General features: G+C 38.5%; 24 protein-coding genes and 1 tRNA gene. 12 read left to right on the plus strand and 13 right to left on the minus strand.

Features of this window, described 5'->3' with window-relative positions; all coding sequences use genetic code 11:
* Window positions 1-592: 592 nt before the first annotated feature.
* The 3 genes from ESZ26_RS02335 to ESZ26_RS02345 form a co-directional block, all read right to left on the minus strand.
* Complete coding sequence (locus ESZ26_RS02335; RefSeq protein ID WP_146798022.1) at window positions 593-1,153, minus strand: hypothetical protein; 561 nt, start codon at window positions 1,151-1,153, stop codon at window positions 593-595.
* Window positions 1,154-1,271: 118 nt separating this feature from the next.
* Window positions 1,272-1,348, minus strand: a tRNA-Ile gene (locus ESZ26_RS02340).
* A 164-nt stretch (window positions 1,349-1,512) separates the two neighbouring features.
* Entirely contained in the window at window positions 1,513-4,539 is a 3,027-nt protein-coding gene (locus ESZ26_RS02345) for a choice-of-anchor B family protein (protein ID WP_146798020.1), read from the minus strand.
* Between the two features lie 142 nt (window positions 4,540-4,681).
* Between ESZ26_RS02345 and ESZ26_RS02350 the strand changes: the two genes are divergently transcribed.
* Window positions 4,682-5,530 carry an MbnP family copper-binding protein gene (locus ESZ26_RS02350; RefSeq protein ID WP_146798018.1) on the plus strand — a complete coding sequence of 283 codons (849 nt, stop codon included), beginning with the start codon at window positions 4,682-4,684 and terminating at the stop codon, window positions 5,528-5,530.
* Window positions 5,523-6,689 (plus strand): MbnH family di-heme enzyme, encoded by a 1,167-nt coding sequence (locus ESZ26_RS02355; RefSeq protein WP_146798016.1) that lies wholly within the window; start codon window positions 5,523-5,525, stop codon window positions 6,687-6,689. Before ESZ26_RS02350 ends, ESZ26_RS02355 begins: the two co-directional genes overlap by 8 nt.
* A 6-nt stretch (window positions 6,690-6,695) precedes the next feature.
* Here the strand turns inward: ESZ26_RS02355 and ESZ26_RS02360 are convergent, their stop codons facing one another.
* From ESZ26_RS02360 to rpsU, 5 genes are all read right to left on the minus strand, one after another.
* Window positions 6,696-7,325, minus strand: a complete 630-nt coding sequence (locus ESZ26_RS02360) for a hypothetical protein (RefSeq protein ID WP_146798014.1) — start codon at window positions 7,323-7,325, stop codon at window positions 6,696-6,698.
* 117 nt (window positions 7,326-7,442) lie between these two features.
* Window positions 7,443-9,284: an RNA polymerase sigma factor RpoD gene (gene rpoD / locus ESZ26_RS02365; protein ID WP_146798012.1), complete on the minus strand. Its 1,842-nt coding sequence runs from the start codon at window positions 9,282-9,284 to the stop codon at window positions 7,443-7,445.
* Between the two features lie 114 nt (window positions 9,285-9,398).
* The gene (dnaG, locus tag ESZ26_RS02370; RefSeq protein ID WP_146798010.1) at window positions 9,399-11,156 is read right to left on the minus strand and encodes a DNA primase; all 1,758 of its coding nucleotides are present in this window, start codon (window positions 11,154-11,156) and stop codon (window positions 9,399-9,401) included.
* A gap of 200 nt (window positions 11,157-11,356) precedes the next feature.
* Window positions 11,357-11,803, minus strand: a complete 447-nt coding sequence (locus ESZ26_RS02375) for a GatB/YqeY domain-containing protein (RefSeq protein ID WP_146798008.1) — start codon at window positions 11,801-11,803, stop codon at window positions 11,357-11,359.
* Window positions 11,804-11,841: 38 nt separating this feature from the next.
* Entirely contained in the window at window positions 11,842-12,057 is a 216-nt protein-coding gene (rpsU, locus tag ESZ26_RS02380) for a 30S ribosomal protein S21 (protein WP_011045067.1), read from the minus strand.
* A gap of 357 nt (window positions 12,058-12,414) precedes the next feature.
* Between rpsU and tsaD the strand changes: the two genes are divergently transcribed.
* Entirely contained in the window at window positions 12,415-13,473 is a 1,059-nt protein-coding gene (gene tsaD / locus ESZ26_RS02385; protein WP_146798005.1) for a tRNA (adenosine(37)-N6)-threonylcarbamoyltransferase complex transferase subunit TsaD, read from the plus strand.
* Window positions 13,474-13,506: 33 nt separating this feature from the next.
* Here tsaD and plsY read toward each other — a convergent pair whose 3' ends face one another.
* A complete protein-coding gene (gene plsY, locus ESZ26_RS02390) occupies window positions 13,507-14,085 on the minus strand; it encodes a glycerol-3-phosphate 1-O-acyltransferase PlsY (protein WP_146798003.1) in 579 nt (192 codons plus the stop codon).
* 244 nt (window positions 14,086-14,329) lie between these two features.
* Here plsY and folB point away from each other — a divergent pair, with 244 nt between their 5' ends.
* From folB to ESZ26_RS02415, 5 genes are all read left to right on the plus strand, one after another.
* Entirely contained in the window at window positions 14,330-14,704 is a 375-nt protein-coding gene (gene folB / locus ESZ26_RS02395) for a dihydroneopterin aldolase (RefSeq protein ID WP_146798001.1), read from the plus strand.
* A complete protein-coding gene (folK, locus tag ESZ26_RS02400) occupies window positions 14,704-15,201 on the plus strand; it encodes a 2-amino-4-hydroxy-6-hydroxymethyldihydropteridine diphosphokinase (RefSeq protein ID WP_146798000.1) in 498 nt (165 codons plus the stop codon). Before folB ends, folK begins: the two co-directional genes overlap by 1 nt.
* 49 nt (window positions 15,202-15,250) lie before the next feature.
* Window positions 15,251-16,066 (plus strand): undecaprenyl-diphosphate phosphatase, encoded by an 816-nt coding sequence (locus ESZ26_RS02405; RefSeq protein ID WP_146797998.1) that lies wholly within the window; start codon window positions 15,251-15,253, stop codon window positions 16,064-16,066.
* A 125-nt stretch (window positions 16,067-16,191) separates the two neighbouring features.
* Window positions 16,192-17,346, plus strand: a complete 1,155-nt coding sequence (locus tag ESZ26_RS02410) for an acyl-CoA dehydrogenase family protein (protein ID WP_146797996.1) — start codon at window positions 16,192-16,194, stop codon at window positions 17,344-17,346.
* A 144-nt stretch (window positions 17,347-17,490) separates the two neighbouring features.
* The gene (locus ESZ26_RS02415) at window positions 17,491-18,339 is read left to right on the plus strand and encodes a tetratricopeptide repeat protein (protein WP_223271538.1); all 849 of its coding nucleotides are present in this window, start codon (window positions 17,491-17,493) and stop codon (window positions 18,337-18,339) included.
* A gap of 94 nt (window positions 18,340-18,433) precedes the next feature.
* Here ESZ26_RS02415 and msrA read toward each other — a convergent pair whose 3' ends face one another.
* Window positions 18,434-18,985 carry a peptide-methionine (S)-S-oxide reductase MsrA gene (gene msrA / locus ESZ26_RS02420; RefSeq protein ID WP_146797993.1) on the minus strand — a complete coding sequence of 184 codons (552 nt, stop codon included), beginning with the start codon at window positions 18,983-18,985 and terminating at the stop codon, window positions 18,434-18,436.
* Between the two features lie 162 nt (window positions 18,986-19,147).
* Between msrA and ESZ26_RS02425 the strand changes: the two genes are divergently transcribed.
* Complete coding sequence (locus ESZ26_RS02425) at window positions 19,148-20,410, plus strand: sensor histidine kinase (RefSeq protein ID WP_146797991.1); 1,263 nt, start codon at window positions 19,148-19,150, stop codon at window positions 20,408-20,410.
* The gene (locus tag ESZ26_RS02430; protein WP_146797989.1) at window positions 20,407-20,979 is read left to right on the plus strand and encodes a response regulator transcription factor; all 573 of its coding nucleotides are present in this window, start codon (window positions 20,407-20,409) and stop codon (window positions 20,977-20,979) included. Before ESZ26_RS02425 ends, ESZ26_RS02430 begins: the two co-directional genes overlap by 4 nt.
* On the opposite strand, the gene ESZ26_RS02435 is transcribed toward ESZ26_RS02430, so the two are convergent.
* Window positions 20,976-22,100 (minus strand): DUF3083 family protein, encoded by a 1,125-nt coding sequence (locus ESZ26_RS02435; protein ID WP_146797987.1) that lies wholly within the window; start codon window positions 22,098-22,100, stop codon window positions 20,976-20,978. The two genes, ESZ26_RS02430 and ESZ26_RS02435, sit on opposite strands and share 4 nt — an antisense overlap.
* A 128-nt stretch (window positions 22,101-22,228) precedes the next feature.
* On the opposite strand from ESZ26_RS02435, the gene ESZ26_RS02440 reads away from it, so the two are divergent.
* Both ESZ26_RS02440 and rmf read left to right on the plus strand, forming a co-directional pair.
* Window positions 22,229-22,471 (plus strand): DUF3820 family protein, encoded by a 243-nt coding sequence (locus ESZ26_RS02440; protein WP_146797985.1) that lies wholly within the window; start codon window positions 22,229-22,231, stop codon window positions 22,469-22,471.
* 244 nt (window positions 22,472-22,715) lie between these two features.
* Window positions 22,716-22,892, plus strand: a complete 177-nt coding sequence (gene rmf / locus ESZ26_RS02445) for a ribosome modulation factor (protein ID WP_070374838.1) — start codon at window positions 22,716-22,718, stop codon at window positions 22,890-22,892.
* Window positions 22,893-22,971: 79 nt separating this feature from the next.
* On the opposite strand, the gene ung is transcribed toward rmf, so the two are convergent.
* Window positions 22,972-23,655 carry a uracil-DNA glycosylase gene (gene ung / locus ESZ26_RS02450; RefSeq protein WP_146797983.1) on the minus strand — a complete coding sequence of 228 codons (684 nt, stop codon included), beginning with the start codon at window positions 23,653-23,655 and terminating at the stop codon, window positions 22,972-22,974.
* Window positions 23,656-23,721: 66 nt separating this feature from the next.
* Window positions 23,722-25,017: a threonine synthase gene (gene thrC, locus ESZ26_RS02455; RefSeq protein WP_146797981.1), complete on the minus strand. Its 1,296-nt coding sequence runs from the start codon at window positions 25,015-25,017 to the stop codon at window positions 23,722-23,724.

Here is a 25,017-nt window from a genome sequence, read left to right on the forward strand (position 1 = left end):
AGATATAACATCCCAGTTATAACCAAAGCCACCACTTAGCTGAATACCAGAGAACTTTTCATCTTGGTTTTGACTTGACTAAAAACCAATACTGTTGAGTACTGGTTTAAATAAGTTATAGCACAACCTGATAACTAGCCAGCCTTTGGGTGTCAGATGCAGCTTCAGTGGATATTAAGGGGAGAGGGAACTTCTATTTGATGGGTTGAGAGAGAGATAATTTTTATTTTTTAAACATCAATTTATAGCAACTTCTACATTGATATTTAAATTCATTCCTATGGCTGAAATGTTTTTCTGTCCAACTTCTCTGGATCTTCTTAACAGGTGATTCGTTATTGCAAAACTTACATTTATTCATTATTAAACCTTTAATATTAGAAAGGCTCAACGTTATACACGCTGTTTAGAATCCTTTCTAATTAGATATTTTACTCTAATTTCATGATGAAATATAGTTTTAGTGTTGCTGCAACAGAGAATGGGTTTGAAATATATGATTTTTTTAGAAATCACTGCTCATTATAAAGTGGCTAAACAAAAAAGCCCCTGCTAATGCAAAGGGGCTCACTCGAACTTACTGTTTAGTGTCTTAAAATCGTAGGCTAAGAAGTAACGAACTTGAGACAGCCACAACTTCACCTTCGCAACCAGAATTTGCTATAAAATCGGCATAATCATCAGCAGCTCTTATCCCAACCATAAGTTCAAGAGATATAACATCCCAGTTATAACCAAAGCCACCACTTAGCTGAATACCAGAGAACTTTTCATCTTGGTTTTGACTTGACCATGTGTCGTTGAAAAAACCACCACCAATATAAGCCTTGAAACCTTGTGAAGCCAGACCTGTACCATAATATGCGGCGACATCTAAACCATTAGATTCTAGTTCAGAAGAATCAGTGTATTCTAAAGAAAAATAACTAGCTCTAATGGCTGTGTTGTCAGAAAATGCATAACTCGCTGAAAAGTTTAAGCCATCAAATTCAATATCTTCATCGCCATATTTACCATCAACGTTAACGGTAGATGCATAAGAACCGACACCAACGCTCCACAATTTAATTGTTTGATTTGATTCTTCAGCTGATACTGAGAATGTAAGAAGTGAAGCGGCTGAAAAACAGATAGACGTTAGAAATTTATTCATTTTAATCCTTTAAAATTTTATATGTTAAATCAAGTATTCCATTACTTTAGTACGCGTTTTTGACCCGAATAAGTAAAGTCGGTGGGTTTTTGTCTTTGATTGATTTTTATTGAAAAAGTGGTGGCCCCTCCCTGACTTGAACAGGGGACCTGCCGATTATGAGTCGGATGCTCTAACCAACTGAGCTAAGGGGCCATTTATTTCTGCTTTGTATTGAGGGTTCAACTTAAAGCGGCGTGAAGTATAAGCATTTTTTATTTTGTTGTCACTAGCGTATTTTTAAAAAGTGCTAAATTATATAGTGTTTGGTCAATTGTTAGGCAATAAGGGTGGTTTTTATCAGTATTGCCTAAACTCTATTACTTAATCGTTACTATTTTTCTAATCAATAAAGATAATGAAAGCATTGTTAACCAAAATATTGAACCACCAGAAGATTTTTTCGGTGTCGATGTAACTACTGGAGATGAAGCCACTACGGTAATGGTAATACTATCTGTTGTTGATGCTCCTTTAGAGTCTGTTGCAGTAAATTTAAATGTTAGTGACTCAGCACGATTAGGCGCTGTGAAAATTGTGATTAAAGTATCGGCATTAGACAAGGTTACACTCGAACCTGCAGTTTGTTCCCAAAGATAGGTCATCGTATCGCTTTCTGCATCTCTGGCTTGTGCTGCTAAGCTTTGTGTCTGACCACCAGTTAATTCGAAATTCGCTCCCAGTGTCACAATAGGGGCGGTATTCAACGGAGGCGCAATAACTGAGATGGTAATACTCTTTGTTGTTGATGCGCCCCTAAAGTCTGTTGCCGTGAATTGAAACATTAGCGATTCAGCACTATTGGGTGCAGTAAAACTTGCTGATAATGTATCTGCATTCGTTAATACCACCTCAGAGCCTGACGTTTGCTCCCATCGGTAAGTCATAGCGTCGTTTTCATTATCACTTGTTTGAGCTATTAAACTTTGTGTTTGACCGGTATTTACTTCAAAATCTTCACTAAGTGTCACTACAGGGGCGGTATTTTGATCGTCATCAGCGATAGTAAACGTTATTTCAGCATTACTACCAAGGTTGCTGTCGTCAACGCTTGATAACGTTAAGGTGAAAATCTCACTTTCTTCTTCTTCGGTATCATCAATAATCGTTAGGGTAATTTCTTTAGTATCATTTTCGCCGTCAGCCCAAGATATTTGACCAGATGCATCAAGCATATCGCTACCAATAATGGCTTCACCTGACGTTAGCTGATACCCAAAGGCAATGCTACCTTTTGTGCTGCCCATACGATTTACGTTTACAATGTACTCACCCACATTTTCTGCGATAGTTTGCTGGTTAAACTCAAAGCTTCCGCTGCCATTATCGACTAGGCCATCAATATTTATGGTGTTGTAATTATTAGCGCCGAGCGTGGCGCCATCGGTTGGATTATATAAACGTATAAAAAATGACTCTGCTATTTCAGTACTTGTTGGGTCATCAGCAATGGCGATACTAATTGTTTTGTCTGCATTGTCATTGGCTGCCCAAGTCAGTGTGCTACTTGCTACTGTAAAGTCAGTATCTTGCTTGGCACTCCCCTGAATCACTTGGTAACTAACTGCAGCGCTTGTACTGGCATTTGAGGCATTACGTTGCACTGTTAAGTCAAAACTTGTTCCTTGAGCGGTTTGTGTACTTTTATTTTCAAAGCCGAACATACCTTTAGTTGAAGCATTGGTGTTGTCTTTTAATACATAGAGGCCACTATTAATATCGCTGACTAAAATATTTCCGGAAGGTAAAAACGGATAAACGCCCCAAGCACCATTAAAACTAGCGTTATTACTTGGTGTGAAAGTATCAAAAAAGCCAACTTCTGTTGGAGTTGCTGGGTCAGTTATATCTAAAACAGTTAACCCTCGCTCATAGTTAGACATATAGTATCTGTTACCACGAACAAAACCATTGTGATCTATCGCTCTTGTAGGGCCGGTCCACTGGCCTACCTGTGTTGGGCTGTTAAGATCTGCAATCGAAAATATTCTAACGGTAGAGTTTAAACCACCGCGCTGTTCGTCAAACTCGTCATGTAATAAGATGAACTGTTTATCTTCTGTTCCCCAGCCAGAATGGACATATTTATTGTTTTGAGCTACATCGTTATAGCTGGCTGTACCTAATTGAGTTGAGTTATTAGGATCGGTGATATTCCATAACTTCATGACGTCCTCATTGAAATCAATGAAAACAGTACAACTACCCGAGGTTAAACCACAATCATTAACCGAGCGCTGATCATCAATCACCAAAGAAGCACCATCATGGGTGTAGCCACTACCAAAGTTTTTAGCGATAACATTAACTAATGTTTTTGGGTTTGCTAATGAATAGCTTTGAAATGCACCACTTTTACTATTTGCGCCAATAAGTTGCAGCGAAGCAGTTTGGTCAGGCAGAGTAATGTTAAGGGTATGATCGACATTAGTTATGTAAACATTATGCGATGTACTCACCACATTATTCTTCTCAACTAGGCTTATCGAGTTAGGGAGGTTGTTAAGGTCAATAATTGCTACGCCACCATTACTTCCTTCAGTGGTCACGTAGGCATAAGCTTGCCATAGATTAATATTTTCATCAAAGTATTGATAAACTTTAACATCACGCCAAGAAGAGTTAACTCCCTGAACAGTACCGACTTCTACAGGTGTAGTAGGGGTGGTAACGTTAACGACAATCACACCATTATTTACACCCATGATGGCAAATTCATTATTGGTATTTAAATCTACATGTCCCCAAATATCATTACCCGCACTCGGTAAGCTAGACATTTGTGATAAAGGTAAATGAGTAAGTAAATCGATATTATTACAATCAAATACATCGGCTCTACCACTTACGCATGCTTCATTAGATTGGCTTTGGCTTAATTGGTGATAACTGGCAAGTTTGAGTGTTAAGTCTTTATCTTTAGCAAAGGCTTTACCATCGGCAATGACCCTAAAACCATTTTTTCTTAATTCATCAACCATATCAGTTGGAATATTATATAAAGTGGTTACATTAGATTGTGGGCTTTGTGATTGATAATGATCGAAACGATTATAGCCTCCAAAAACTGGCACAAGAGCACTTTTTAAGAAGAATAGCTCTTCGCTAGAAGTAATGGTAAATTCCCCTGAACCTACGAGTACTTTGTCACCCTTGTTAGCTTGGCTAACCGCATAGGCAATTGTTTTACAAGGTCTAAGAACATTATCACACCGCTCCTTGTCTATGCCATTGCTTGCGACAAACCTTGATTTATCATGTTCTGAGTGCGCAAATATATCGGCAGAGAGTATAAGAGATGATATTGAAATAATTGCAATACCGATGGGCAGTGATAATTTAGCCATAAGGTGCTCGTTTCTTCGTTAGCTGTTGAGTTTTTGTTGGCTTTACCATAGCAAGTTAACGTACAATTTAACACCAGGCAGTTAACGGTAGTTTAACCTAATGTAAATATTACTTTGCATTCAACGATTAAGCCAAATTAAAATGACTTATATATTAAATAAATCTCTCTCTGGCGCTGCTATTTTACTGTTAAGCGTAACGTTACTTTCAGGATGTTTTCAAAAAGAAAAACCAACCACGCTTACTTTTACACCGGTTTATAAAGAGGTTGCTTTGAACTGTGCCAGTAACTTCAGTGGTAATAATGAACAAGCACTAGGTGTAGCATCAACAAAGTGGCAGTATCAACAATTACAGTTTTTTATACATGATGTTGAAGTTAACACTAAAAAAAGTGGCTGGCAGCCATGGTTGATGACAACAAACGCCCATCAAGCAGAGAATATCGCCTTATTGGGAGAGGAGTGTAACAGAGAAGGTCATCAAGACTATTGGCAACTTGAATTAACGCCTTTAAATGAAACTAGGGTTATAACCGATATTCGTTTTACCTTAGGTGTACCGTTTGCACTGAATCATCTTAATCCATTAACACAGCCTAGCCCGTTAAATGAAGCTTCAATGTTCTGGGGATGGCAGGGTGGTCACAAATTTATACGTGCAGAGTTAGCTTCACCCGATGATGATTGGTTGTTTCATCTAGGCTCTACCGGTTGTAAAGCTTTAAGTCCTGTTCGTGCGCCAAAAAGTGAATGTTTGTACCCTAACCGAGTTGTCATTTCTTTGCCTTTTACTTCACAAATAACTACCATCGAGTTTGATTTAGCCGCATTAATTGCTGATATAGCATTAACACGTGCGAACAGTTGTCAGTCGGCGGTAGATGAAGAAAGCTGTAAAGTGTTATTTAAAAATTTAGGGATAAATACCAATAATACTGATCAGTCCATGCTATTTAAAACAAATCTTAAGGCGCAAATAGATGGTTAGCCAACGTTTAAAGACAGTAACACTTTACTTATCGGGCTTAGTGCTAGTAACTCTTTGTTTATTAATACAATCTTGTAGTGATAGTAAAGAGTTAGCAGCAGAATATCAGTGGCCCATTATCGAAGGTTTTCCTAAGCCGCAAGTACCGCAAGATAACCCAATGACCCAAGCAAAAGTTAATTTAGGTAAGCAGCTATTTTTTGATAGAAATTTATCTGCTAATCAACAACAAGCTTGCGCCAGTTGTCATCATCAACAATTTGCTTTTGGCGAAAATACCCCTCACTCATTTGGTAGCACCGCACAACCACATCGCCGTAATGCCTCTGCTTTAGTTAACATAGCGTACAACAAAACGTTAACCTGGGCCCATGACGGTTTAACCTCTATTGAGCAGCAAATACTATTACCTATGTTTGGTGAATCACCGGTCGAATTAGGTATAACCGGTCATGAAGATGAGGTTTTAGCGCGATTTAATACCACGAGTTATCAGCGTTTATTTACTGAAGCCTTCCCAGAAAAAACCATAAGTTTTGATTTAATTGTTAAAGCATTAGCAAGTTACGTGCGCAGTTTAATTTCTTTAGATTCGCCGTTCGATGCTTATGCCTATTTGGCTGATGATAATGCTATTTCTGCATCAGCTTTACGTGGTATGAATTTATTTTTCTCTGAGCAGCTTGAATGCCATCATTGCCATGGTGGATTTAATTTTACCCAGTCTACCAGTCATGAAAAGCAACTTATTGATCGCAGACCCTTCCACAATACCGGTTTGTATAATGTGAGCCAGCAAAGTGGTAGTAACAAATCAGGTTACCCTAAGCATGATACCGGTTTGTCTGAAATTTCAACGTTAATGAGAGATAATGGTCGCTTTAGAGCGCCAACATTACGTAATATTGAAGTTAGTGCGCCCTACATGCACGATGGAAGTATTGGAAGCCTAGCGGAAGTTATTGATTTTTATGCGGCAGGTGGACGAAATATTACCAAAGGTGAATATCAAGGTGATGGGCGAAGTAATCCCCTAAAAAGTCAGTTCATTAAAGGATTTGTCTTAACAAAAGAAGAAAAAGCAGACTTAATTGCCTTTTTGAAAACCTTGACGGACCAAACATTTCTATCTGATCCGCAACATGTTATCACCGAATAATAAGGACTAAAAGGTAAAGGTTAATCCGGCTGATAATTCGCTTTGTACCCACATATCGCTCGATATTGCGATTTTACAGCTGTTGTTATCACAGAAAAGTGCATCTTGAGAATCAATAAGTGTCGCATAAACTCTTGCACCTAAACGAATCGCTATACGGTCATTTAATTGCAATTTACTGTAAAGGCCTAAGTTAACCGACAGTTTGGTTTCATCATCAAGTTCTTTTGCCTCGGGTGAAAAATGAGTAACACCAAAGCCACCAGAAAACCACACCGGTATTAAGCTGTTTGAAAACGGTACATTTCCTCCAATGTGTAGGTAGGTCACTGCCAAATCGATGGTATCAGGGGTGAATAAACTGTCAGGAATTAATTCGCTCTCATAATGGCTTATTAGCAATTCACCTTGGCGTTTATTGTCATAAGGCCAGGCAACAATCACCCCAAAACTTGAGCTGTCATCTATATCTACCTGTAATGATTGAAGATCATTTTCTTCGTAAAAATTTCCTGAAATATCAAAATCTCCTCCCAAACGATAACCTGCAAAGGGTGTTACTTCGATTGGTCCAGATTTAGTGGCTAAAGTGGGTAGCGTTAAGAATATAGAAAATAGTAAGATGAAAAAGCGCATAGAAAGTCCTTTTATGAAAAATTTGATTGGCTGTTTGTTAAGTCGAGTTATTTGAAGACAAAAAAAATCCAGTAACTAATTACTGGATTTTAAGTCATCTATTTAAAAATGAAAGTTTTATTCGCCGTCTAAGAAACTTTTAAGTTGCTCAGAGCGAGAAGGGTGACGTAGTTTACGTAACGCTTTTGCTTCAATTTGACGAATACGTTCACGGGTAACATCAAACTGCTTGCCCACTTCTTCTAACGTATGATCGGTATTCATATCAATACCAAAACGCATTCTCAACACTTTAGCTTCACGAGCCGTTAGCCCTGCTAATACTTCGTGCGTCGCATCTTTCAAATTTTCAGCGGTAGCAGAGTCAACGGGTAGCTCGCCATTACCATCTTCAATAAAGTCGCCTAAGTGTGAATCTTCGTCATCACCAATAGGGGTTTCCATTGAAATAGGTTCTTTAGCAATTTTTAATACCTTGCGAATCTTATCTTCCGGCATGATCATGCGTTCAGCTAATTCTTCAGGTGTTGGCTCACGTCCCATTTCTTGTAACATTTGACGAGAAATACGATTCAATTTATTAATCGTTTCTATCATATGTACTGGGATACGGATCGTTCTGGCTTGGTCAGCAATTGAACGGGTGATCGCTTGACGGATCCACCACGTTGCATACGTTGAAAATTTGTAACCACGACGGTATTCAAATTTATCAACCGCTTTCATCAAACCAATGTTACCTTCTTGAATTAAATCTAAGAATTGTAAACCACGGTTGGTATATTTTTTAGCAATCGAGATAACTAAACGTAAGTTAGCTTCAACCATTTCTTTTTTCGCACGACGAGCCTTAGCTTCACCGATAGACATACGACGGTTAATATCTTTAATACCGTGTACATTTAAGAAGGTTTCTTTCTCTAATTGATTTAATTTATAAATACAACGTTCAACGTCTAATTCAATATCAGACATTTTTGCTGAGTAAGCATGACCCGCAGCTTTTTGTTCGTTAAACCAATCTTTAGAGGTTTCATTACCTGGAAAAATCTTGATAAAGGTTGTTTTAGGCATGCCAGCACCAACAACACAGTGCTTCATGATTAAACGTTCTTGAATACGTAATCTATCCATTACGCTACGCATGTTTTTAACAAGCTTATCAAAAAGTTTAGGAATTAAGCGGAATTCTTTAAATACTTCAGCTAAATCATCAATTGCTGCTTGTGCGTCTTTATGACCGCGACCTTTAGCATTAATTACTTTATTTGCTTTTTCGTAGGCATTGCGAAGTAGAGTGAACTTTTCTTTAGCAAGCTCAGGACAAGGACCGGTATCTTCTTCTTCCTCATCTTCTTCGTCACCATCAGACTTATCTTCGTCGTTAAGCTCTTCTTTTGAAAGCTCTGAACCAATATGTGTCGCTGCTGCTGGGATTTCTTCTTCTTCAGCATCAGGGTCTAAAAAGCCAACAATAATATCGGTTAAACGAACTTCTTCAGCTTCAAAGTTGTCCCACATATCGAGTAAGAAATTGATTGCCGGCGGATATTCAGCAACACTACGCTGAACTTCCTTGATGCCTTCTTCAATACGCTTGGCGATAACAATTTCGCCTTTACGTGTTAATAGCTCAACCGTACCCATTTCACGCATATACATACGGACAGGATCAGTTGTTCTACCAATTTCGCTTTCAACCGTAGCAAGTGCTTGGGCAGCTGCTTCTGCAGCATCTTCATCAGTATTACCTTCTGTCATCATCAAGGTATCTTGATCTGGAGCAGTTTCGAATACCTGAATACCCATGTCGTTGATCATTCTAACGATGTCTTCAACTTGGTCTGAATCGATTATATCTTGTGGCAGGTGATCGTTAACTTGAGCAAAAGTTAAGTAACCTTGCTCTTTACCTTTGGTAATGAGCTCTTTAAGTCTAGATTGTGGGGCTTGATTCATTGACGAGTGTCCACCTAAATTATGGCTATCAAAATGAAAACAGTAAGCCGGAAATTATAGCTAATTGCTTAGTATATTGCCAGCGTTAAACTATGTTCAACTTATTTTTGTTTGCTACGCACTTAACAATGCATGTAATTCTTGTTTCTCATTTTTACTTAAGCCACTTGCATGTTCTTTGGCAAGCAATTGCTCCGTACGTTGTTCAATAAATTTGTTTAAAAAACTTTCTATTACATCAATAAACATCGATTCAGCATTTTCAGGTTCAACATGATGTTGTAAGCACATTAACTTTGTTAATTGGCTACCTTCAGTGGTCCCTCGAAAATGTTCAATGAGCTGAGCACTGTTAATTTCTGAATTTTGTTTACATAAAACTAACAGTCGATTGAGCAAAGGAATACCTGGCATATCGAGCTGTTGTAAAATAGTAATATCTGGTAATGCACTAATGATATGGGGGTGCTCAAGTAATAATGCAATAGCAAGGCGTAATGGTGTGATCTTACTTTGCTTCTTTACCGTGCTCGCCTTGTTGTTTTGATTGTTCTTTTTACGTAATTCGTCTAAACGTTTTTCGTTGCCACGAGCGAATTTATTGGCTAATTCGGTCAAAATTGAATCTTTTAAGGTACTATCAGGCAGTTTATTTAAATAGGGTTGGAAGAGCTCAATCATTTTTGATTTCCCTTCCAAGGTACTCATATTCACTTGCAAAGAAAGGTGGTCAAAGAGAAAAACTGACAAGGGTGTCGCGTTATCTAGGATCTCTTCGAAAGCTTGTTGACCTTTTTCTCTGATCAAGGAATCGGGGTCTTCACCGTCAGGTAAAAATACAAATTTTAAACTGGTACCATCGTTGATTAAAGGCAGGGCATTCTCCATGGCTCGCCATGCGGCATCTCGTCCTGCTCGGTCACCATCATAACAACAAATAACTTCTTTAACGGTTCTAAATAACGTCTGGCATTGCTCTGGGGTGGTAGAGGTACCAAGCGATGCTACGGCATAGTCAACACCATGTTGTGCTAGTGCCACAACATCCATATAACCTTCAACCACGACCAATCGTGACAATTGTTTATTAGCTTGTTTTGCTTCAAACAATCCGTAAAGTTCATGGCCTTTATGATAAATACGTGTTTCTGGAGAGTTTAAATACTTTGGCGTGCCATCGCCTAATACACGGCCACCAAAACCAATAACCCGACCTCGCTTGTCACGAATGGGGAATTGAATGCGACCTCTAAAACGGTCATAAGGACGATTTTTATCGCCAGGAATTGCCATACCTAAATCTACAAGTTGCTGAGTGGTTTGAGGGTTTTTGGCAAAATGGTTCATCATCCCATCCCAAGCATCACTGATATAACCAATACCAAAGCGCTTTACCACTTCGCCACTTAAGCCGCGACCTTTTAAATAATCAATGGCAGAGTCTTTATCGGTAGCGACCTTTAATTGTTGTTGATAAAAACGACTGATTTTTTCCATCAGTTCGTAATCATCTTGTTTTTGTTGGTGAACTTGTTGTTGTTGCTTTAGTTGCGCAGGGCTTTGGTTATTTTGTTCGCGTGGCACTTCCATATTATAATGGGAGGCAAGTTCTTCAATAGCGTCAGGGAACTCTAAACGGTCAAATTCCATCAAAAACGAAATAGCATTGCCGTGTTCTCCACAGCCAAAGCAATGATAAAATTGTTTATCTTGGCTAACACTGAACGAGGGAGACTTTTCGGTATGGAACGGGCAACAAGCTTGATAATTTTTACCGGCTTTTTTTAACGGTACTCGAGAGTCAATTAATTCAACAATATCAGCACGCGCTAATAAATCATCAATAAATTGTCGAGGGATCATACCAGCCATGTCTACATTTTCTTTGGTTGTTTGTGCGAAGGTTATTTTAAACCTAATTGGCCTGTACTGGATAGGTGTTTTTTAACTTCTCAGCCAAGTGAAACGATAAATAGGTATTATATAAAACAATAAAGCCGTGAAAATAAATTCCACGGCTTTAAAATGTACTTTTTAATAAAACGAAAACAGTAAACTTTTATCAGAACCCGTTATGCGTTTAAGGTATTACGAACTTGGCCGCTTACTGCGCCTAAGTCTGCTTTACCTTGCATTAAAGGTTTTAATACCGCCATTACTTTACCCATGTCAGCCATTGAAGCGGCACCGGTATCAGCAATAGTTTTGGTAATTAACTGACTAATTTCTTCACTTGAAAGCGGTTGCGGAAGAAAAAATCCTAACGCGGTTACTTCTTCAGCTTCTTTAGCAGCTAATTCATCACGACCACCCTCAGTAAACATTTTGATGGACTCTTTGCGCTGTTTAACCATTTTGGTTAAAATCACAATGATGTTCTCATCAGTGGGTTCGAGGTTATGATCGATTTCGGCTTGTTTAATTGATGATATGGCCATACGAATAACACCAAGACGACATTTGTCTTTAGCACGCATCGCAATTTTCATTTCATCTCTGAGTTGGTCTATTAAACTCATTTATTTTACTCGATAGTCTTAAATACTACTAAGGTATCTTAGTACATGCGAACGCGGCGAGCGTTTTCACGAGAAACTTTTTTAGCAGCACGCTTAACAGCGGCAGCTTTCTTACGTTTACGTTCCCAAGTAGGCTTTTCGTAAGATTCGCGACGGCGAACTTCTGAAAGGATCCCTGCTTTTTCACATGAACGTTTAAAACGACGTAATGCAACGTCAAATGGTTCGTTTTCTCTAACTTTAATTACTGGCATGTATAACCTTAGTATGTATCTATATGATTGGTGTATCGCTTAAGCATTATTGCTTCGCAAACACCCACTCTATCAAAATTGGGTGACGTATTCTAAAGCGAAGCACTAGTTAAAGTAAAGTGTAATATTTTTTAAAACTAAAATTAGCGGGTTTAATACTCAGTTGATTATATGTCCACTCATTTTTATGGGATAAAACCAATCACTACTTGATAAGTGTTGGCGCTTACCTTTATCGATTTTCTCTTAAAAAAGTAGATCACAACCTTAATCAAATGGGTATAATAGTGAATGTGGCGTTAAAATCGCTCGATAAAATGAAATAAACATTATTTAGGTTTTTAGGTTAAGGGTATTATGCGAATTTTAGGTATAGAAACATCTTGTGATGAAACGGGTATTGCTATTTATGATGATGGTGAGGGCGATTTGCCAAAAGGTATTGTTGCCCATCGTTTATATAGTCAAATAGCTGTTCATGCCGACTACGGCGGAGTTGTTCCTGAATTAGCGTCACGAGATCATGTCCGTAAAACAATACCTTTAATTAAAGAAGTGTTAAAAGAAGCCAACTTAACCCCCGCTGATTTAGACGGTGTTGCTTATACCGCTGGACCTGGTTTAGTCGGGGCATTATTAGTGGGTTGTTCTATTGGCAGAAGTTTAGCTTATGGCTGGGGACTACCTGCCGTACCTGTTCACCATATGGAAGGGCATTTACTGGCGCCTATGTTAGAAGAAAACGTGCCAGAATTTCCTTTCGTTGCTTTGCTGGTTTCTGGTGGACATACCATGTTGGTGCGTGTCGACGGTATTGGCCGATATGAATTACTGGGTGAATCCGTTGATGATGCTGCGGGTGAAGCGTTCGATAAAACCGCTAAGCTACTTGGACTTGATTACCCAGGCGGCCCTGCTTTATCAAAGATGGCTGAACAAGGTACAAAAGGACGGTTTAAATTGCCACGTCCAATGACCGACCGTCCAGGTTTGAATTTTAGTTTTAGTGGTTTAAAGACCGCTGCGGGTACCGTTATTCGCAAAGAAATAGCGTTACAAAAAGCACAAGGTAATGAAGGTATGGATGAGCAAACACATGCTGATGTCGCTTATGCATTTCAAGAAGCGGTTGTTGATACCTTAGCAATAAAATGTCGCCGTGCTTTACAGCAATGTCAGCTAAAACGTTTAGTGATTGCTGGTGGCGTTAGCGCTAACACGTCACTTCGAGAAAAATTAGCGGAAATCACGAAAAAGCTTGGTGGTGAAGTTTTTTATCCACGACCTGAGTTTTGTACTGATAACGGTGCGATGATAGCTTATGCAGGTTTGCAGCGTTTAAAAGCGGGAACAGATGCAGATTTGTCGTTTAAAGCTACGCCACGTTGGCCATTAGATACGTTATCTGCTGTTTAATAACGCGCGAGTTAATGGCGACATATAATGACTTTATTTGCTTTTAGTAAAGGATGTTTTACTTTCATTTCCTTTAATTAATCGCCAAATATTGTCCTTGTGACGAAAAATAATTAATACCGATAACATCATCACTGGGTACATATATAACGGTTTTAACAGCCAGATATAAAAAGGCGCAAGCGATACCGTCATAATAGCGGCTAGGCTTGAATAGCGAGTAAAATAAATCACGCTTACCCAAGTCAGTATCAATAACCCTCCTAAGTCTAAACCTATTGGTAATAATACGCCCAGTGCGGTGGCAACGCCTTTTCCACCTTGAAAATTAAAAAATATAGGGTACATATGACCTAAACAAGCCGCCAGTGCTATTAACCCTAAATTAAGAGGTTCTAAATTAAGGAAATAAGCGCCCCACACCGGAATAGTGCCTTTGAGGATATCAAAGACCAGCACCAATGCCGCTATGAATTTGTTACTGATACGCAAAACATTGGTTGCGCCAGGATTGTTTGAACCGATAGTGCGAGGGTCAGGAAGTTTTAATAACTTACACAATAAAATAGCACTAGAAATCGAGCCGACCAAATAGGCAGCAAGCATTATCATCAATGTTATTAATAGAGCGCTAATACCAAAAACTCCCAGTTTATTGTTAAAATGATGGTTAATTATTACAAATTTTCAACAATTTTAGATATTCTAGCCTGTCATAATGCCAATGGAAATAAGTTTTTCTATCGTCTATTAATAAAAAAAATGAATTGATCCGTCAACCACTAGTTTTTATAACCTTGCACAGGTAAAATCGACCTATATTTTTAGTTGTTTCATTAAAGACGAGTATACGTTAATGGATAAAGTTTATATTGAAGGCTTGAGCATTCAAACCACCATAGGTTTCTTCGAATGGGAAAAAGAGATAAAACAAACCTTAGTGATTGATTTAGTTATGGGGTGGGATACCGCCAAACCGGCCGAAAATGACGAACTAGCTAAAACACTCGACTATGCCGACATATCAATAAAAATAGCTGAATTTGCTAATAAAAACCCCGTCGATTTGATTGAAACATTAGCAGAGCGTTTAGCTAAATTCTTAATCGACACGTATCATATCCCTTGGCTTAAATTAAAAGTAGCTAAGCCTAATGCGGTGCATAATGCCATAACGGTTGGTGTTGAAATTGAACGTGGTAGCCAAGCAAATAACAGTAATCATGGGTAATGGCGCGTTTATATATTTCGCTTGGCAGTAATGTAAATCGCCAGCACTATTTGCATAAAGGTCTAACTGCACTTGAGGCGCTGCTCGGTGAGTTAACGCTATCGTCTTTATTTGCCAGCAAAGCCGTAGGGTTCGACGGTGCTGAATTTTATAATATGGTGATTGGCGCGACGACCGAGCTTAATATAGTGCAAGTTACTAAAGCACTTCGTGAAATTGAGTTTACCAATGGTCGAGAAATTGATGCCAAAAAGTATAGCCCACGTACCTTAGATTTAGATTTATTGCTATTTGACGATTTAGTGCTAGACACTCCGGCGCAAATTCCACGTGCCGAAATAACAGAAAATGCCTTTGTTTTATGGCCACTGGCTGAAGTAGCGCCTGAGCTAAAACACCCTATTTTAAAAAAATCTTACCAGCAACTTTGGCAAGCTTACGATAAAAAACAACAACAGATAACGACAGTAGACTTTTCTTGGTCAAGCCAATTATAAAAGTTAGACACTGAAAAAATTGAATTATACATAAGGAATATAATAAGCAATGACCATTACAGAGATATTTATTTTAGCTATTCTGCAAGGCTTAACGGAGTTTTTACCGGTATCGAGTTCAGCACATTTAATTTTACCCTCGGCGGTTTTAGGCTGGAAAGACCAAGGTATAGCACTCGATGTTGCTCTGCATGTTGGGACCTTACTCGCGGTTGTTTTATATTTTCGCAAAGATGTCGCTAATATGGCTGTTGCTTGGATTGGCAGTATAAAGGGTGATAATACTAGCTTTGATGGCAAGCTTGCTTGGTGGATATTATTTGCCACTATCCCGTTAGGAATATTTGGTCTACTCGGTAAAGACTTTATCGAAGCGCATTTACGTACGGCGCTGGTTATTGCTGCTACTACCTTAATTTTTGGTTTTTTACTGGGCTTTGCAGACATTAAAGCGGGTAAAAGAAAAGCGACTGAGCATATCGATTTTGAAAAACTAGGTTTTAAAGGCGCTATGCTGATTGGTTTAGCACAAGCGGTGGCATTAATTCCTGGTACCTCGCGTTCAGGTATCACAATGACTATCGGTTTGATGCTTGGGCTAAGTCGTGAAAATGCGGCTCGATTTTCTTTTTTACTGTCAATTCCTGCGATTGCAATGGCGGGGAGTTATTTAACCTTAAAGCTAATTACTGAAACAGGCCCCGTTGATTGGAGCGCTATTGGTCTTGGCAGTGTGTTAGCTTTTTTTAGCGCCTATGCCTGCATTCACTACTTTCTTATTCTATTGGAAAAAGTCGGTATGATGCCATTTGTTATCTATCGCTTAGTACTGGGTGTGGCATTACTTTGGTTTGTGCTGGCTTGATTGATCTAAATCGATGCTGCGATCGTTTAGTTAATATATAACTAATAATAAAGATAAAATAAAGCATTTAAACTGATTTTAAATGCGCATTTAATACAAATATAAAATACAAAAGTGAGTAACGTATGAATTTATCATTAACCGAAGAACAGATGATGATTCAAGATATGGCAAAAAAATTCGCTGAAAGCGAATTAGCTCCTGTAGCCGCCGAACTTGATGAAACCCAAGATCAAACACTTTTTCTCAACAACCTTGCACAGTTAACTGAGCTGGGTTTTATGGGCTTAAATATTAAAGCTGAATATGGCGGTGTAGAAGCGGGTACTGTTGCTTTTAGTTTAGCGATAACAGAAATTGCACGGGCATGCGCATCGACAGCCGTAACAACATCAGTGACAAATATGGTCGCTGAAGTTATTCAAGCGGTTGGTAACGAAGAGCAAAAGCAAAAGTATTTACCTAAAATTTGTAGTGGTGAATATAAAGCTGGTGCTTTTTGTTTAACAGAGAATGACGCCGGCTCAGACCCTGCTGGTATGAAAACTTCAGCGGTACTTGATGGTGATGAATACGTTCTCAATGGCAGCAAGTTATATATCACGAGTGCTAGCTTTGCCGATATTTTTGTTGTTTGGGCGGTCACTGACGCAACAGCTCGAAAAGGTAAGGGTATTTCATGTTTCTTAGTGGAAGCAAATACGCCAGGTATTACGGTCAGTAAGCCAGAAGAAAAGATGGGACAAAAAGCATCACCTACCAATGAAGTGAATTTTAATAATTGTCGCATACCGGCAACTGCTATGATGGGCAAAGAAAATAAAGGCTTTGGTGTTGCTGTTGGCGAACTTGCTGGCGGCCGTATTGGTATTGGTTCCTTAGCATTAGGGATTGGCTTAGCCGCCATGGATTACGCCCGTGCATTTATCACTGAACGTAAGCAGTTTGGCCAAGCATTATCAAACTTCCAAGGTTTACAATGGAAACTTGCCGAGCGTTACACAGATTTAGAAGCAGCACGTTTATTATTAATGCAGGCAGCTTACACCAAAGAACAAGGCTTACCCTTTGGTAAGGCTGCTTCTATGGCGAAGTTATTTGCCGCAGAAAAAGCAAATATTGCTTGTTACGACGCTTTACAATTAATGGGTGGCGCCGGTTATATAAAAGAATATCCGCTCGAGCGCATGGCACGTGATGTGCGCATTACCACTATTTATGAAGGTACCAGCGAGATACAAAAAATAATTATTGCTCGCGAGTTGTTAAGCGAAGTCTAATTACTATCACTCTTAATGATATTAAAGCTGAACTTCTTTCTATCGATAGGCGTTCAGCTTTTTGCGTTAAGACACTTGCGCTTTTTATAATTGCCCCAAAATATAGATTATAGACGCTCATCAATAAACTAAATGGAAGTGAATGTGACTACAAATGCCATTGAAATTACCCTAGAAAATTTTCAACAAATTATTTTAGAAGAATCAAAAACAAAGTTAGTCTTAGTTGACTTTTGGGCGGAACAGGTCCCTGAAAGTTTAGAGCTAAAAGATAAACTAGCCATTGGCTTACAAGGTTTTGAGCAATATATATTATACGCCACGGTCGATTGTCAAACTCAGCAACAAATTGCCCAACAGTTTGGTATTCAAGGGCTACCTACGGCTATTTTAGTGAAAGATGGCCAACCACTTGATGGCTTAACTGGGCCACAAGATGACGATAGTATTAAAGCATTTTTAGCGAATCATCTACCTAAACAAGAAGACTTATTACTTATTCAGGCACAAAAGTTGTTAGCTGATAATAATATTAATGATGCCTTCACGGTAATTAATAGTGCTTATCAACTTAACAGTGAACGTGCCGACATTAAATTAATGATGGCAGATGTTTATTTACAAACCGGTAAAATAAGCGAAGCAGAAGCTTTATTAGCCACTATTTTAATGGTTGATCAAGACAGTCATTACCAAGCGCTTATCGCGAAACTTGAGCTTGCTAGTCAAGCGGCAGACTCGCCAGAAATTAAAGCACTAGAGGCGCAATTAGTGGACGACGTTAACAACATTGCTCTACAACATCAACTTGTGGCGCAATACAGCCAAGTCAATCGTCATGAAGAAGCGTTAATCTTACTGTTTCGTTTAATGCAAAAAGACAGTGGTGATGCTGCGAGTAAAGATCTTTATCTTGATGTGCTAAAAGCCTTACCTGATGGTGATTCATTAGCAAATAAATACCGCAGAAAATTATATACCTTGATGTATTAAGCCGGTACTTGGCAGCAGATACGTCACACTGTTATCTTTCAGTGCGACGTATCTGTTAAATATCAGCTTTTATTCCCAAGCTAACCATGTCGCTTTAAGTCTCTGATGGCTTTAGCTTACCGACGAATGTTTTTCTAAATTTTGCGAGCTTAGGCGAAACAATCGCCTGACAGTAAGGGTTACCTGGGTTATTGTTGAAATAGTCTTGATGAACATTTTCACCAGAAAAGAATTCTGATGCTTGAGTCACTTCGGTCACAACAGCTGAGTTATACATATTACTGGCGTCGACTTCTTTAATAATATCTTCGGTAATTTGCTGCTGTTCTTTACTGTGATAAAAAACGCCTGAACGATACTGAGTGCCTATATCGTTACCCTGACGATTTAATTGACTGGCATCGTGTAGCGTAAAAAAAACTTCTAATATTTCACGACAGGTGATCGCTGCGCTATCGAAAGTTAACTGCACGACTTCGGCATGGCCGGTTTGACCTGAGCAAACGTCTTCATAAGTTGCTAGCGCTGCGCTGCCGCCCATATAACCTGACACGGCAGATTTTATGCCGACTAATTGGTTGTATGCACCTTCAATACACCAAAAGCAACCGCCTGCCAGGGTGATTTTTTCTTCATGTGATGACATTAAAATAAACCTTAATAGATATGATTAAAATAACTGTATAACAATAGACGTTTAGATGTCTATATGTTTTTGTCTGAAATTTAATAAAAACTGTTTTTGATCAGTTAAAAATATAAAAATTAGCGTAACATCAACAAATATTATTAACCAATATAAAACATTATGTCGTTATTTTTTAGAAAGTTTAATCAAGTTCGCACCGTTCTTTTATTGCGCAGTGTGGCTATTATTATTCAGCTGATATTAATACTTTTTGTCAATGGCGTTTTAAACTATCAGCTGCCTTGGTTACCGTTAATTGTTGTTATTTCAATTGAAGCTTTATTTACATTAGTCAGCTATTTATATTATCAGTCTGGGAGGGAGGCTGATAAACTCGCCTTACTTGGGCAAATTTGTGCCGACATTCTATTTCTCTCATTTATTTTGTATTTCAGTGGCGGAGCCACGAATGCTTTTGTCTCATTATTGCTTATTCCTATTGCCATTGCTGCTGTGACGTTAACACCGCTCTTACTGGGAGGTGTCGCACTACTAGCGATTGCTTCATACAGTGTTTTACTGTGGTTATTACCGATGTCAGTTATGCACGGCAATATGCAAAGCCACTTTATTGGTATGTGGATTAACTTCCTCTTTTCGAGCATTGTTGTTGCAACTGTTGTTGGGCAAATGGCACGAAGGATCTCTCAAAAAGAACAAGCGATAGCTGCATTTCGTGAAGAGCAATTAAAGCAAGAAAAAATCATGTCATTAGGGGTCGCTTCTGCGCAAATAACTCATCAGCTCGCTACACCTATAGCAACGGTACAGCTACTCGTCGATGAACTTAGTGAAGAGTTACCTGAGCATCCCGCGATTGTTGAACTACAAGGACAGTTATTACGTTGTGGCAGAAGTTTAGCTGAGTTTCGTGAAATGGTTTTTGAGATTAAAGAGCAAAAGTCAAAACAGGTGCTTTGTGCTGATATTATTAAACAAATGCGCGATCATATTAACTTAAATTACCCTAATGTTAGGGTGACGTTTTTATCTGAAAAAAACCAATATATAGCCAATAAAAACGCTAAAGTGTTAGCCGATGCGTCTTTATTGCCAGCGATTCTAAACTTAATTAATAATGCGGTTCGAGCCACTAAAACTAGCGATAGTGATAAAATTGAATTATCTAGCATTTACGATGAAAAAAATTGGCAGCTAAGCATTCGTGATTTTGGCCGTGGTTTTACTCAGTCAACATTAAGTGAGTTAGGGGTTAAACCCGTCAACAGTAAACAAGGATTAGGTATGGCAGTATTTTTGAGTCATGCAAGTTTAGAGCGATTAGGCGTTACACTTACCTTAACTAATCACGTTGCGGGTGGTGCATTAGTAACGTTGAAATTGCCGTTAGTGCTTAATAATATGCAGGAAAAAAGTGAATGAAATTATTAATTGTTGAAGATGACAGTACTTTTGCTAATACGCTTAAAAGGCGTATGGAAAAGCATGGCTACATCTGTTGGTTGGCCGATAATATTAATGATGCCTTATTAACTTGTCATCGACAATTGCCAGAATTCATATTACTCGATATGAAACTCCATCATGAAAGTGGCTTAAATTTAATTAATCCGATGAGGAAGTTATTGCCAAAGAGTCGTATTATTTTGTTAACCGGCTTTGCCAGTATCGCTACTGCCGTTGACGCAATAAAGCTTGGCGCAGATGATTACTTAACCAAGCCGGTCGATACACAGACTTTATTATCGGCCTTAGCTAAAAACGATAACAGTTCTTCGCTAAAAAAATCAACGTTGACTGCAAATTCAGGACAAAAGATTATAAATGAGCCAACGCTGTCAACCGAGCAGGTCGAATGGGAATATATTCAACAAGTCTTAAAATTTAATAATGGTAATGTTTCAGCAACAGCACGTCAGCTTTCAATGCACCGCAGAACCTTACAACGCAAGCTACAAAAAAAACCAACGATTAATGGCGAAGTAGATTAAATATTAGTTTCAAGGTTGTAAGCAATATGCTGATGAAATCTCAGCGTTAATTCATCTTTATTAATGGGGATTTCGAGTTCGGTCGCTAATAAACGCATTGCTTGTTCTATTTGGTTAATAAACCTGCCATAGCCGCTGTGCTGCGAATCTTCTGCGGTAGCGACAAAAATAAATTGCACGTTATCAACCAACTCATCGGCTTTCCATTTACTTACCAAGCCACACGGACTTTGTTTAGGGTTATAGCCTAACATTTGTAACTCACCCATTTTTGAAATTATTTCATGCAAACTATGTCGGACAATGGGCACTAATCCATTAGCGATTAACGCGCCATTATTGAGATTAAAGCGCTTTGCTACCAGTGAAAAAGTATCGGTTAAATAGGTATAAAGTGGATTGTATGGATCTTTAGAATTGGCATCAATGTCAACTAAACTCAATAAACGATTATCAACCGTTAGATTAATTACCGCATAACTTATTGCCGATGCGTTCGGTGTGATAACAACATTTTGCGATTTATAACGTTCATCAATAGGTCGTAATTTATGTGCTTGTGTACCTAAACAACCTTTGTTTTTAGCAAATAAATCATAGGTAAGATGCTGATGATCACGCAAACGTATCGCTTTGTTAGCTAGTTTTGTCTGCTCGGTAAAGCTATACAGTAACTGGGTGACTTTTTGATGAAATACCGCGGCATTAAAGCGAATATCGTCACCGGAAGCTAAGAACAGCAAGGTGATCTTTTTTGCACGAATACTGGCATCAAAAAATGAATTTTGTAATTGATGATTTTGTGGATCGTAATAAAACAAAATTTGCTGACTGGTTTGCCATTGATGCATTTCTTGACTGTAGCGCACGCGTACCAATTTATCGTTAGCAATAAATAAGCTACTTTTTATCGCATAGTCATTACTTAGTGTAAATAATAATTGTGATAAGCTTTGATAAAAATCATAGTAAGGTTGAGCGCTATGCATTGAAATGCTCGGAGAAATTAACTGTATCAATTCATCGGTAATGGCAAACTCAGCTAAAATATATTGGTTATCTCGCGAATTTGAAGGAATATAAGCTTTATGTGCCGCACTGCGTTTTCTTACGATAGACATGTTCGTTCCCTGTTTGAAGTTAGTCGATAATCTTATAGTGATTATAAATAGACCTTGTGACACTTTTATGATGTTAAAAGGTTTTGGGTTATCATCCTGACAGGAAAAATTCAATTAGTAGAGACACTATGTTTTCAGATCAAAAAGCTTTGCTCGATGCCGTCAATCAAATAATGCCTTTTGGAAAATATGCCGGCAGACCCTTGCTAAAATTGCCAGAGCCTTATTTAGTTTGGTTTAAATCGAAAGGTTTTCCTGAAGGCAAGCTAGGGCAGCAACTTGCATTAATCTACGAAGTAAAACTTAATGGCCTTGAGGGCATGTTAGAACCGCTATTACGTTCAAGCCGCTTAGGTATTCCAAAACATTGAAATAATTTTTTATAAAAAAAAATTTTTAATACTCAAAAGGTATAAAGTTTTTCGCTAACAAATTGTTTTATTTATTTAATCTTATAATTAAGATTTTTCAGCTCTTCACCATTAACTATCGAACACTTTTTAATCGTAATGTTACTTGATTTAGCCTCTTGCTTAATCTTAACTGAATTGTCGACTGCTGTTTTATTCGACAAGTATTAATAAGTATTACCAAGACAATGATGGAGAGTTATCGATGCAAACAAAGAAAAGAGATCGTTTAGGCAGAGCACATTCTAATGGGTATAAAGCAGGCCTTACTGGAAAAACCAAAGAAAAATGTCCTTATCAAAATACTGATGCAAAATCAGAGTGGCTAGGGGGTTGGCGTGATGCGTTGACTGATAAAAATTTAGGACTATTCAAGTTATAAGTCAAAAGTAGGCACAATAGAAAGGAGCCCTTTAATGTTGTTCACTAAGGGCAGTCTCTTTTTTAATTCACCTTATTGCCTATTCAGGAAGCTGCCAGTTTATTGGGGACATTTTTTTTGAGAGTAACCAGTGATTGGCTTTTGAGAAGTGCTGACAGCCAAAAAAACCGCGATAGGCCGATAAGGGTGAAGGATGTGGACCATTTAATACCAAATGCTTTTCAATATTAATATTTTTACCTTTTTTTTGTGCATGCGCTCCCCAAAGTAAGAACACACAACCGCTACTTTCCTGATTAATGTGCTTTATCACCGCATCAGTAAATTTTTCCCAACCTAACTTAGCATGAGAGTGTGCTTGTGCTTGTTTTACCGTTAATACCGTGTTCAGTAACAGCACCCCTTGCTCTGCCCAAGGCGTTAAACAGCCGTGGTTTGGCTTATTAAAATCATCGAATTCATTAACAAGCTCTTTATAAATATTTACTAAAGAAGGTGGGACTTTGATACCTGATTGTACAGAAAAAGCCAGCCCATGGGCTTGGTCTTCACCGTGATAAGGGTCTTGCCCTAAAATTACCACTTTAGTGTCTTTAATATCTTGATAACAAAAAGCATTAAAAATATCGTTTTGCGCCGGAAAGATAACCTCGCCTTTTGCTCGTTGTTGAGCAAGTGCTTGACTTAGTTCGATGAAATATGGCTTGGCTTGTTCTTCATTAATAAGTTGTTGCCATTGTGGCTTAATATTTTGATTTATCATGAGGTATAAAAATGGCCGTTAATCTAAATTAACGACCATTATAAACGTGTTTTTAACTGAACGAAATTAGTGATCGTTTAATAATAAATAATCACGCAAGTCGTTAAAGTTAGCGGCCATATCTTTTGATAAAATGGTTTCGCTAGCGCAGTCAGCAAGCTCTTTCGGTAAACCTATCGGTTGTCCTAAAATACTTTCAACCACCTCTTTGAATTTTGCTGGATGTGCGGTACCTAAAAACACACCAAATTCATCGTCATTGGCATTGTACTGTAACGCCTTATAGGCAACGGCTGCATGTGGTTCGCTGATGTATCCCAGTTTGGCTAGCTGTAAAACAGTCGACTGTGTTTGTTCTTCATCAATAGCAACCGAGCTAATACAATCGCTAGGAACTATGCCAGACTTTAGCATGTGTTCAACGCGAGGCCAGTTGTTTGGATCGCTAACATCCATAGCATTTGAAATTGTTGCTACAGTAGCATTTGGCGTCCATTGACCTGTTTTAAGGTAACGAGGCACCGTATCGTTGGCATTGGTTGCCGCGATAAATCTTTTTATCGGTAAGCCGAGTGCTTTAGCAAATAAACCGGCGGTTAAGTTACCAAAGTTACCACTAGGAATCGAAACCACAACATCGTTTAATTCAGCTTTACACTTTTGACGAGATAATTGCGCAAAACCTTCAAAGTAGTAACATACCTGAGCTAATAAGCGGCTGATATTTATTGAGTTAGCTGAGTTTAAGCCTATGGTAGTGGCGAGTTCTCTATCATCAAATGATTTTTTAACTAATGCCTGACAATCATCAAAACTGCCGTCAATAGCCAGTGTTTCAATATTGCCGCCTAAGGTTGTAAACATTTTTTCTTGTAGCAGGCTGATCTTCCCTTTCGGGTATAATATCACCACGCGAATATTTTCAATGTTATGAAAAGCATGAGCAACCGCCGCGCCTGTGTCACCTGAGGTTGCCGTTAATATAGTGATCTTTTTATCTTTGCTAAAAACTTGCAAGCATTTAGCCATAAAACGCGCACCAAAATCTTTAAAGGCGAGTGTCGGACCATGAAAAAGCTCTAATATGGCTCTGTCTTTATTGATGGGTTGAATTTGTGCTGGAAAGTTAAAAGCACTGGTCACAATCTCAGTTAATTGCGCTTTGGTTAAATCACCTTCTACAAAAGGGTAGAGGACTTGCACACTTCTTTCGACTAACGGCATGGCGAGTAATTCATCGATATTATCTAACACTGGGATTGTTTCAGGAAAAAAGAGCCCCTGATTTTTCCCTAGTCCTTGCTTAACCGCACCAGCAAAACTGACTTGTTCATCGTTTTCTTTTAAATTATAAAATTTCAC

This window comes from Colwellia hornerae (assembly GCF_007954355.1).
Classification (GTDB): domain Bacteria; phylum Pseudomonadota; class Gammaproteobacteria; order Enterobacterales; family Alteromonadaceae; genus Colwellia_A; species Colwellia_A hornerae.